At 45.0% G+C, this 12,052-nt stretch carries 6 protein-coding genes and 1 pseudogene; 2 read left to right on the forward strand and 5 right to left on the reverse strand.

The genetic code is table 11. The features are described 5' to 3' along the window. Positions 1–38 precede the first annotated feature (38 nt). Both ABIE26_RS01405 and ABIE26_RS01410 read right to left on the reverse strand, forming a co-directional pair. Entirely contained in the window at positions 39–2,213 is a 2,175-nt protein-coding gene (locus ABIE26_RS01405; protein ID WP_310140909.1) for a glycosyl hydrolase 115 family protein, read from the reverse strand. Positions 2,214–2,221: 8 nt separating this feature from the next. Beyond that, positions 2,222–3,577: a hypothetical protein gene (locus ABIE26_RS01410; RefSeq protein ID WP_310140907.1), complete on the reverse strand. Its 1,356-nt coding sequence runs from the start codon at positions 3,575–3,577 to the stop codon at positions 2,222–2,224. A 180-nt stretch (positions 3,578–3,757) separates the two neighbouring features. Between ABIE26_RS01410 and uxuA the strand changes: the two genes are divergently transcribed. Further along, a complete protein-coding gene (gene uxuA / locus ABIE26_RS01415; RefSeq protein ID WP_310140905.1) occupies positions 3,758–4,960 on the forward strand; it encodes a mannonate dehydratase in 1,203 nt (400 codons plus the stop codon). Between the two features lie 137 nt (positions 4,961–5,097). On the opposite strand, the gene ABIE26_RS01420 is transcribed toward uxuA, so the two are convergent. Beyond that, positions 5,098–9,210 (reverse strand): hybrid sensor histidine kinase/response regulator transcription factor, encoded by a 4,113-nt coding sequence (locus tag ABIE26_RS01420; protein WP_310140903.1) that lies wholly within the window; start codon positions 9,208–9,210, stop codon positions 5,098–5,100. 248 nt (positions 9,211–9,458) lie between these two features. Between ABIE26_RS01420 and mgtE the strand changes: the two genes are divergently transcribed. After that, positions 9,459–10,835 (forward strand): magnesium transporter, encoded by a 1,377-nt coding sequence (gene mgtE, locus ABIE26_RS01425; RefSeq protein WP_310140900.1) that lies wholly within the window; start codon positions 9,459–9,461, stop codon positions 10,833–10,835. A gap of 173 nt (positions 10,836–11,008) precedes the next feature. Here mgtE and ABIE26_RS01430 read toward each other — a convergent pair whose 3' ends face one another. Next, a complete protein-coding gene (locus tag ABIE26_RS01430; protein WP_354375526.1) occupies positions 11,009–11,683 on the reverse strand; it encodes a hypothetical protein in 675 nt (224 codons plus the stop codon). 54 nt (positions 11,684–11,737) lie between these two features. Beyond that, positions 11,738–11,953 (reverse strand): annotated as a pseudogene (locus tag ABIE26_RS01435) (cell division protein FtsZ); the annotation flags it as partial. Between the last annotated feature and the right edge of the window lie 99 nt (positions 11,954–12,052).

Below are 12,052 nucleotides of genomic sequence, written 5' to 3' on the forward strand. Positions count from 1 at the left end.
TTCTCCGGTTAAAATTACCGGAGAAAGGTATTTTTATATCAGTAGGTTGCTTTTATTCTAGCCGATTCTTCAATAAAATCACTCCATAACCTGGCCCCTTCAATGTTGTGGCCAAACGTCATCCTGGGTTTTATTGGCGTTTGAGTACCGTTATTGGCCATGAATTCCCTAAGCTGGGTATAAGAACGGTGAATGTTAAAGACTGAAACGGGCGTTCTGATCCAGGTAGGGATGTACCATTTATCGAATGGTGGTCTTTCGGCCTTTAAAATCTCCACTTCCAGTTTTTCAAGGGGAACCATAGCTTCCTTAATTATTGCCCAGGCTTTTATGTCGCCTGGTTCTGCCAGGGCCTTTAACAGGTACAATGCAGCCTGAGTGGGCCTTTGGTCTATCCGAAGGCCAAGTTCGATATGTTCAAAGAAGAACTGGATTTGCTCCCGGTTTAATTTTGGCCGGAGCAGGCTGATATTCCTGAAAGCAGCTTCGAATTTTTCGTTCCGTTCTTTCAGTTCTCTTATTTTGGCGGCTTCTAATTTTGCAGGTGGTTTTTTACTGAACCTTCTGTGCAGCTGATCCAGGATCAGTTCAAACTGTGCAGCACCAAAATAGGTCTTTTCAGAGCTGTCCATCAGCGAATAGTAATCCTGGTAGGCCCCTACCACTGCATCCACATTCGGATGACCAAAATACTCAGCTGCCCACCAACGCAGATAGGTTTTTGCAGCATCTTTAGACTGCAGCAGGGCCGGGGCATTCCAGCAGATGTCTGCAATCATTCTGGCTTCCATCACATGCTCGCGCATTTCCGATACATTGACCAACATGAATTCCGTAGCACCCGAATCCACAATGCGTTTAAATTCCCCGGCAATACGGGAAGGAGCAATCACATGTGTGCCCTGTTTAGTCGGGGGGCCACCAAAGTAAGCCAGGTGGTAATATACCCCATGTTTCCACTTGTCGGGTCCCGATGGCAGATCCCGCATGATCCCGTCGTTGTTGTCGGGCCATACAAGGATTACATCCTCAGGTACATTGAAATCCTGGGGATGTTTCCTGTACTTTTCGAGCATCTCGGTATACAGGGTAAAATGAAAAGCTGGCTTTTCATGACTTGGAACTAGTTCTTTCACTGTTTTTACCTGTGCATCTATGGCCTCCCTGAATACTTTTGCCTGCTCTTTTTCAGCAGTCCCCGTCGGAAATGTGTAGGCATGATCGTCTGTGCCACGCAGGCCTACGGGCCATATTGCGCTCAAAGCCTTGTTTTCCTCTACCCCGCCACGCCAGTACCTGATCATGTTTTCCTTGTTTTTGAACCAGTCCCATTCTGTACTCACCCCTCTTTTGTCGGCCAAATGGAAACGTTCAATGCCAAATGGATTGGACAGCAGAATATCATAATGGTGTGAAGTGTAGAAGAGGCCCCAGTCGCTTGCACATTTTTGCACCTCATAACGCCTGTGCACCCGTACATAAGGCGCCGTCATGTTCATCTTCAGGCGCAGAGCAGTCTCAAAAAAGCGTTGATACCATTCCAAAGACACATCGCCGATGCGTAAAGGAAAACCATATTTATCAAAAGGCCGCGGGAGCACATCTTCATCATCATGAAAAAAGCCCCGGTATTTTACGGTTGGGGTATCGGCAAAAAAGCGGGTTTTTCTGAGGGTTAGATTGGCATGAGGCAGCGGCTGGTAACCTGTCCATAAGTACAGCGGGTCTATGCCCAGCCGTTCCGCCAGCGTATATGCAGCAAAGGCGGTACCCCGGAAATCAGCACCCGTAAGCCATACGGTGTTGTTTGCAGTAAGTATACAAAATGCCTCCCATTTGTTTCGCAGCTGTTTTATCATGACATCTTCAGGCAACGCACCGTTCCCCAGGGTGGTCAGCACAATGTTTATGGCATCAGGAACAACTGCTTCCAGAACTGCCGGGCGATGGCCGCTGATCTTTTCAATATCTGAGGCAAGGAACAAAGCGGCCTGATGAACGGCTGTATGTTCGGTCTTCTGCACAACGATGTTGCAATACTGTAAAAGTATGTCGCCATCCCTGGCCTGGCCAGTCCGTACCCATGACCCTCTGACCCGTTCTGCAGCCTCCGGACTTTCAAAAAAGCTGGCCTTGGCAACTCCGGCCACCATTAACCCAAGCGTTGCAGAACAACCTTTTATAAAATTTTTGCGGGAAATCGTCTGTTTCATATGCATCGTTAAAATTCGTAAGCGCCCAGGGCAGGTTTGGCCATGGCAACAGGGTAACCGTCCAGGTCGTAGGTGTAACCGGTTTTTTTACCTCTACGGAGCGCCGGACTATTTGGCTTTAGCCGGAAGTTACAGTTGGCTGCATCCACAAACAAGGGGTCTGCTATCAGGTCGCCTTTACCCGGGGTAATGCCTACCGGATTGGAATTGCCTGGAGAAAAATACAGGTTCATATCTCTTGGCTGATCGCCAATGGCTACCCTTACATGCCCGGTAACCTTCTTTACCGGGCCAAACACGCCCAGGTCCGGGGCCAGATAAAATATATTGTTGCGGACATTGAAGAAAGTCAGGTCAGGGTTGAAGGTCCAGAATACGTAACGGTCTACGTTAGGCTCTCTTGTGCGGACTATAGTATTGTTACATACATTTACTTTATAACCGCCCCCGCCAATAAACTGGTTCCGGTCATCACTCAAATTGTAGGCTACAGTTACGCTGTCCACATTTCTGGCCGCAATTTCCAGAAAACCATGGTTGTTGACAGAGGTGTTGTGGTGGATATGGATGTTGCTGGCCGTAAAATTGTCATCAACTCCATCCAGTTCTATTACCCCACCATCCGATCCGTACGGTCCCCCATAGGCACCGTAGTTTTCGATCCTGTTGTGCGCGATCTCATTGTTGCCCGAAACTACCATGATGGCAATAGGACCCCATGAGTAGGCCATCATGTCTGCAGCGTCGTGCAAATAGTTCCTGGTAATCAGGCTATGGGTACTTTTAACCTTGATGCCTACCGGGGTGTGAAAAAACTCGCAGTTTTTTACAACCTGGTGCCGGGTGCCCAAAGCCAGGTAAACTGCGCCCATTTTTTGTACATTTTTAGTCGTTTTATCGCTGCCAGGGGGATTGGTGTTATCGTGGAAATAAAGTCCGTCGATCACCACGTAGCTTCCTTCGATCCTGAAGATGTTTCCAGTCAGTACATTCCAGTCCGGATTGCTGAAAGCAGGAGCGTGTCCGGCACCGTATTTTTCAAATACAGGCGTAAGCTCTTTTCTCGGTGTTTTTAAGATCAGTTCGGCTCCCGCACTGTAATGGGAAATGACAATTGGTTTTTCTGCAGAACCCGAACTGTTCAGGATTACCCCGCCTCTATAAGCTGTTCCCCTGGCAAACAGTATGCTGTCGCCGGGCGCAAAACTGGTCTTACCAATATTATTCATGGTTTTCCAGGGTTTTTCTTTGCTGTTGCCGGTATTGGTGTCGTTCCCGGCTTTGCTGTTGATGTAATAATTGGTGGCATGGCTGCGTATGCCCGCCAGCAAAAGCGTAAAAAAAAATAAATTTTTAAAATTCATACAGTCTCTATTCGGTTGGTTTATGAAATTTAAAGTTAAGGGTATGCCTGAGGAGTAAAACCGTAATATCGTGCAAATGTGCAGGCCTGTTGTAACATGGTGATATGAAACATTCATCATGGTCTCCCACACAACGCAGTGCTTATCTTGCGTAAGTAAATAACCAATCAAATTATACAAATGGAACAACTGACGCAAACCTTCAGATGGTTTGGCCCCGATGATGAAGTTACGCTGGCTTACATCAGACAAACCGGTGCTACCGGAATTGTTACTGCTCTGCACCATATTCCCTGCGGCGAGGAATGGAGTATTGCAGAAATTGCATCCAGGAAAGATGTCATCACCGCCTCCGGACTAAGCTGGGAAGTGGTTGAAAGTGTGAATATTCATGAAAGTATTAAAACCGCTGAACCTGAGCGTGACCATTACATAGAAATTTACAAGTATACGCTGAAAAACCTTGCGGCATGCGGACTGAAAACAGTATGTTATAATTTTATGCCGGTACTTGACTGGACACGCACGCACCTGGATTTCCGTTTGCCCGACAATGCCAGTGCTTTACGTTACGATGCTGTGGCACTGGCTGCCTTTGACTTGTTTGTTTTGCAGCGACAGGGAGCTTTTCAGGAATATACCGGCGCACAGCAGAAGGCTGCCAAACAATATTTTGAAGGTATAAGTGAGGCAGAAAAGGAATTGCTGACGAATACCATTATGGCAGGACTGCCAGGCACCGATGAGGTATTTACTGTCGAGGCGTTCCGTCAGCATTTAAGACGTTATGAGAAAGTAGATGCTGTCAGGTTGAGAGAAAACCTGGCTTATTTTTTAAGGGAGGTTATCCCCGTAGCGGAAGCAGAGGGCATCAGGATGTGCATCCATCCGGACGATCCTCCGTTTCCTATTCTGGGCCTGCCAAGGGTGGTTTCAACAGAAGAGGACCTGAAAACCATCGTCAATTTTATTCTTTCTCCCAGCAATGGCATCACTTTTTGTAGTGGCTCCCTGGGGGCCAATCCCGCAAATGACCTGCCGGGAATGGCAGGCCGTCTGGGTCCGTATATCCATTTTATACACCTCAGGAATGTGCAGCGTGAAAATGACGGCAGTTTTTATGAGGCTGCGCACCTGAATGGCAGTACAGATATGTTTGCAGTAATGCAGCAACTCATCAAAGAACAAAAGCGTCGTGAAAATGCCGGCAGAACGGATACGAACATTCCTATGCGGCCGGACCACGGGCATAAAATTCTGGATGACATCAACCGGAATACTTATCCTGGCTATTCCGTAATCGGGCGGATGAAGGGCCTTGCAGAACTAAGGGGGCTGGAGCTGGGTATCCGCAGGTCTTTATATCAGGAAGCTAGTCCTTAAATTTAACCGGAAAAACACGGATATGAGAAAAACGGGTATTTTTTTATTGCTCCAATTTATTTTAAATGACTTTATTTTAATGCAAAAGGCTACAGCCGCCCTCTTTGCAGGGCTTGTGGTAACGGTAAACCTCCCTGTTATTTATCTTTTTCTATAGCCTGACTTGCATACTCCTTTGGTGTATATCCAAACTGTTCTTTGAAGCAGCGTCTGAAGTAATCGATATCCTGAAATCCCACCATATAAGCCACTTCATTTACGTTGAGCTTGTTCTGTTCCAGCAATTGTGCAGCACGTTTGAGGCGGATACTCCGGATAAATTCAATAGCAGTCTGATCTGTCAGGGCCTTGATTTTCCGGTACAGTGTAACCCTGCTCATGCCTACTTCTTTACCCAGTTCCTCTACGCTCAGGGAAGGCTCACTGATGTTCTGTTCAATATAGGCCATTGCTTTTTCCAGGAATTTCTCATCCGGTGAAGTAATGGCTACATTTTTTGGCTGTAAGCTGATTTCCTTCCGGTAGCGCTCGCGCAGTTTAAGCCGCGAATCGAGCAGGTTCCAGACCCTGGCTTCCAGCATGTTCAGATTAAAGGGCTTGGTAATGTAATCATCCGCACCGGTTTCATAACCTTCAATTTTGTAGATCAGTGGTGTGCGGGCCGTGAGCAGAATAATAGGAATGTGACTTGTCCGCGTATCAGATTTGATGTTACTGCATAGGGCGATGCCATCCATCCCGGGCATCATCACATCGCTGATGATGATGTCGGGGATCAATTCTGTGGCCAGTTCCAGGCCTTTGTTCCCATTTTCCGCCTGGTGGATTTCAAACTCTGTCTCAAAATGACCGGCTATAAACTGGCGTACATCAGGGTTATCTTCTACAATCAGCAAAATCAGCCGCTCTTTGTCTATGGCATTCAGTACATGTTGTTTCCTTCGCTCTATTGCCTGTCTGGAGGCGGCTGGTACCTCAGCTTCTTTATAGCCAGCTATATTTTCACTGTTTTTATAGTTGCTGATCATTTCTTCGGGACTCAGATGCGCGTTTCCAAGAGGTAATAAAATGCTGAATAAGGTCATTCCTTTTTGCTGTGGACCGGCCATGGTGCTCTGCACGGTTATGCTGCCATGGTGCAGTTCAATTAATCCTTTGGAAAAGGCCAGCCCGATACCTGTACCATTGGTATTCGCATTGTCGTCATCGAAATGATTAAATTGTTCAAATATTTTATGGATATGCTGTGGTGAAATACCAATACCGTCATCTTCCACCTGGATCAGCAATTTTCCTTCATCAGTTCTGACCCGTACCAGCACCTGCCCGCCTTCTGCGGTAAATTTTAAGGAGTTGGACAAAAGGTTGTACATTACCTTTTCCAGTTTGTCGCGGTCAAACCAGGCCCGGATGCTTTGCTGTTCGGCAATAAGTTTCAGGCGTATCCGCCTGTGGCTGGCATAAGGTTCAAAGGCTATCAGGATCTCCTTCATAAAGCGCACCACATTGCCTTCGGCCGACTGCAGCTGCATGCTGCCAGATTCAAACTTCCGGAAATCTAACAGCTGGTTGATCAGGCGCAGCAGGCGCTCACCGTTGCGTTGCATCAGCATCAGCTGGTTCTGTATTTTGTTGTTGCCCTCGTTCAGGCCCAGGAGCTTATCTATTGGTGCAAGTATCAGTGTAAGCGGAGTCTTGATCTCGTGTGAGATATTGGTAAAGAAACTGAGTTTGCGCTGGGCGAGTTCTTGATCTTTTTCGTGGCTCTGGTGCTCAAAAGCAAGGTCGTTTTTGAGTTTGGCTGTCTTTACGGAATAATAATAGAAGGCATACAGCAGTAAGCCGATAACCGTGGCGTAAATGAGGTAAGCCCACCAGGTCTCCCACCAGGGCGGCAACACTGTGATCTGCAGCTTCCGGATTTCATTATTCCAGATCCCATCGTTATTGGCAGCCTTGATCATAAAAGTATACTTTCCTGCATCCAGGTTCGTATAGGTAGCTGTACGCTGATTGCCTACAAAATGCCAGTCGTCATCGTAAAAGCCATCCAGTTTATAGGCATATTGATTTTTTTCAGGATTCACAAAATTGAGTGCAGCAAATTTGAAAGTGATGAAAGCCTGATCGTGCGTTAACGTAAGCTGATCTGTTTCGCCAATGGTTTTTTTTAAGGGCGAATGTTTAGTATTTATCGGGACGGGATTGTTTTTGATCAGAAAATCTGTGATCACTACTTTAGGCTTAAAGCTGTTTCTCACAATTTTTTCAGGAAAAAAAGTAGTCACCCCGTTTATTCCTCCAAACAAAAGTTCTCCATCGTCACCCGTTTCGGCTGCTCCGGAAGCGAACTGGTTACTCTGTAGGCCATCTGCAACTGTATAATTCATCACCTCTACCATTTCAGGTTTTATAGGCAAAGCCAGGTTATTGAACCGGATCCTTGAAAGGCCTTTATTTGTGCTTAGCCATAAATTACCAGCCCTGTCCTCACGTATGCCATGGATTACGGAATTTGCCAGCCCGGATTTATTGGTAATGGCATAAAACTTTCCTTTATCGTAAAGGTTCAGTCCGCCACCCTCGGTACCTATCCATAGCCGTTTTTTATGATCTGAAAATAAGGCGAGTACGGTATTATGACTTAAGCTGTAAGGGTCTTCAGGCCGGTTTACAAATTGCTTGAAAGTATTTTTTCTTTTATCAAAAAGGCTGAGGCCAGTTTCTGTTCCGATCCACAAATTACCATCTGGGGCTTTCAGTAAGGTAATGATGATGTTACCGCTTACACTTTGTTTGTTTTCAGGATTGTTGGTATAGGTGGTGATCCTGCCATTCTTGTCTCTATACTTCAAACCCCTTCCGTCAGTTCCCAGCCACAAACCATCACCATCTACTGCAAGGGCATATACCTGTTTGTTTTCGGGCTTGGCATCATTTTCAGCAATCTCATAATTGGTAAACTGACCGGAAGATGTATTCAGGTAACCCAGGCCATCATAATTGCCTATCCATAGCCCATGGTTTTCATCTTTTGCCAGCGATTTAACAATATTCTGCTGTTTGCTGTTGATCACATAACTATTGTAGATGCCCCTTTTACGGTCTACATAATTCAGGCCCCCGCCCTCTGTACCGATCCAGAATGCACCTTTGCCAGCCTTAAGGATGGAACTTACCACCCTATGGCTAAGCCCTGGTTTTCTGCCTGCCTGCTCACCTATGTAGGAGAAATTGTTGCTTCCCGAACTTAAGATGTTTAAGCCGCCTGCATAGGTGCCAATCCATATATTTCCTGCACGGTCTTTAACAATATCCCTTATGGAATTGTGGCTGAGTGTTTTCGGGTCATATGGATTATAGCGGTAATTTACAAAACGTTCTGTTTGCAGGTTCATTATACTTAAGCCATCCCTGGTACCAATCCATAACTCATCCCTGGCTGCAGGAAAGAGCACGCGTACCACATTAACAGGCAGGCTGTTGCTATCGTTTACATTGTGCCTGTAGTTGATCAGTGTGCTGTTCTGAGGGTTAAATTTGTACAAACCGGAAGACTCCGTCCCAAACCAGTAATTGCCATAGAAGTCCTGTTTAATCGTCCGCACATTGCTTTTTCGTAAGGTTATATTGTTTTTGATGCCTTCAGGCAAGGATAAGAATCTTTTTACAACCGGGTCAAAGCACTTCAGGTCGTTGCCGATGCTGATCCATAACATGCTGTTCTTATCTTCAAAAATAGTCTGGACTTTATTGCCGCCATTGAAGTTATTGCCTGCAGGTTTGTAGCTGATGATCTTTTTGTTTTGGTAGTCGTAACGTTTTAATCCGTCAAAAGTTCCCATCCATAAGTTGCCACGGCTATCGTAAAGCAATGAAGTGATGAAATCATTGGATAAGGTGTTGAAGCTTTCCGTATCCCTGTCCAATAAATTCAGACCTTTAGAAGTCCCGATCCATAGATTTTCTGCGCGGTCCTCACATAATGCGTTGATCTGACTGTTACTCAGGCTTTTCTTATCGTTGTTTTCATGTTTGTAAATCGTGAAGTCATAGCCATCATATTTGTTCAGGCCATCTTCTGTACCAATCCATATAAAGCCTGTTTTGTCCTGTAAAATACAAAATGCGGTGTTCTGTGATAAACCATCATTTATGGTAAGCCGCTTAAAGCTTGGATCCTGGCCAAATGAAGCTTGGGCAATTAAGGTCATCAAGGTCAGGAAGGCCCCTCTAAAGGTAATGCACATTTTTTTTGATTAAAGCAACGTAAGGTTATATTTGGTAAACTAAAGTTACGTATTTAAAAAGAGAATTATCATTGCCTCTACCTAAAAATCCTTTTGTAAATAAGGTTTAAATTAACCCGCAGGAGTGATTGTCAGCTTACCATATAAACGAACAGTTAATCGTAAAAAAAAATAATTTTTTAAAAAATAAAAACCACTTTTGCAGAACTGAAAAGCAATAGAATGATCATGTAAAAAGTACTGCATATATGGAAGAGGAAGTTGTTGAAGAAATCGTAAGCCTTATTGAGCAGGATGATGACGCACAATTGAAAGTTTACCTGGATGATCTTAACATTTCGGATGTTGAACACCTGATAGACGAACTTCCCCAGCATGCAGTAAAGTTCATTGAGACCTTATCTGTAAAAAGAGCGGTAAATGTTTTCAGGATCCTCGATTTTCCGACTCAGGAAAGGATCATTAAAAAGCTTCCCGGAAATAAACTTGCGGAACTGATCAACCTGCTGCCCCCTGACGACCGTACTTCATTGTTCAGTGAGCTCAAAGGTGATGCCGTTAAAAAGCTCATTATTTTGCTTCCTGCGAAGGACAGGGTTGAAGCCCTCTCGCTTTTGGGCTACGAAGAGGACAGCGTGGGGCGTTTGATGACACCAGATTACGTGGCCGTTAAAAAAGACTGGACCGTGAGCCGTGTATTGTCGCACATCAGGCGCTATGGTAAAAACTCGGAAACCATCGATGTGGTTTATGTGATTGATAAAGAAGGTGTGTTGCTTGATGATATCAGGATCAGGGAAATCCTCCTGGCCGATCCTGAAGCAAAAATAGGAGATCTTACCGATCACCGGCTGATCTCTCTGAAAGCAAATGATCCGCAGGAAGAGGCCATCAATGTGTTCAGGATGAACAACAGGGTAGCCCTGCCAGTAGTAGACGATAACAATGTATTACTGGGTATTGTAACTGTAGACGATATTCTCTGGATTGCCAACGAAGAGTATACCGAGGATATGCACAAAATAGGGGGTACCGAAGCTCTGGATGAGCCCTACCTGGATATGCCGATATTAAGGTTGGTCAGGAAACGGGCAGGGTGGCTTATTGTGCTTTTTTTGGGAGAAATGCTCACTGCAACTGCTATGCAGCATTTTGAAATTGAATTGCAGAAGGCAATTGTGCTCTCGCTTTTTATTCCTTTAATAATGAGTAGCGGAGGAAATAGCGGTTCGCAGGCATCTACGTTGATTATACAGGCCATGGCACTTGGAGAAATTACGATTGCCGAATGGTGGAAAGTAATGCGGCGTGAAATAATTTCTGGGCTCATGCTGGGTATGATACTGGGAAGTATTGGCTTTCTAAGAATCATATTGTGGCAAAATCTTCATATTTACGACTATGGCGAGCATTGGCTCCTGATTGCCTGGACTATATTTTTTACCCTTATCGGTATTGTTTTATGGGGGAGTTTGATTGGATCAATGATGCCGATCATTATGAAAAGACTTAAACTGGACCCGGCAACATCATCTGCTCCGTTTGTAGCCACAATGGTAGACGTAACAGGAATCGTGATCTATTTCAGTGTCGCCGTGCTTATCTTAAAAGGGGTGCTGCTTTGATAGGGTGAAAATAAACCGTTCTGCTAACACCCCCCCGTCGTCATTGCGAGGCCAGACTGCGCGAACAGCCTGTGCTGAACTTGTTTCAGTATGGCAACTTTTCAGCTGCTGGGAGTAGCTTCTATAAGTTAAAACTGCCCAGATAACTACTATTACTGATCTCTTTCCTGTTCTCAGCAACAAAAGAGAGGTACACCTCCATATGTTCCGTTAACAATTCTGCCTGCAAGACTCAAAATAGACTCAAACTGAAGCACATCGCTTCCTTTGATGACCAATTCATCACCACCTTCGCTCCGGTAAAGATCAGACAGGAAAGACAGCACTTCAACAATTTCATTTGGAGAGTATTCATCTTCCAGAAAATATAGTGAAATACTGTTTTTACTTACTGGTGCCAGAGACTTGTTAAGCAGATTAACCGTTTCTGTAACTTCTGAAATATTACTTTCATATTCGAAACCAGAAGCGATCATAGATATGCTTATGTGGTCACCAAGGCCATTGTCTGTTGCATCTCCCCAAATTAGATCTGCTGTCAGGCCAGCTTCATTTTGTATGGCATCAGTAATAATGTTAACTTCTTCCATGCTTACAGGATTGCTGTCACTGGAGGCAATTTTTATCAAAACATAACGTGCATTTTCAATTTCTTTAGGTGACAGAAACGGCTTCGAAAACGATGATTCAGTGGCAAGGCGGGCCCGATCTCGCGTTCCAAACTGACTCGTTGAAAACTTTACAAGTCCTGCTTCCTTCAATACTGCTCTTACGTCTCGGAAATCAACGTTAATCGAACCTCTTGCCGAAATAATACCCATTATTGTATTAACTGCTTCAGACATCATAGCATTAGCGTTTGAAAAGGCTTCGCCGAGTGTTAAGTTTCCATAAACCTCACGTAAAAGATCGTTGCTTATAACAATGTAAGCATCTGCTGATTTTTTTAATTCCTCAAGGCTCTCTAATGCCTGCATCTTTCTTCGCTTTCCTTCAAATGCAAACGGCATAGTAACTATAGCAATAGTTAGAATTCATTTTTCTTTTGCGGTTTTTGCAATGATAGGAGCTGCACCCGTACCAGTTCCGCCGCCAAGGCCTGCCAATAAAAAGATCATTTTAGTATTGTCACTGAGCAGGCGTCGATTTTTTGGATCGATTCCAGGGCCGCCTCTCTTCCCACTCCTGGAATAGAGCCTGCTGGACTACCAGAGCCA

The sequence above is a fragment of the Pedobacter africanus genome (genome assembly GCF_040548825.1).
Classification (GTDB): Bacteria; Bacteroidota; Bacteroidia; order Sphingobacteriales; family Sphingobacteriaceae; genus Pedobacter; species Pedobacter africanus_A.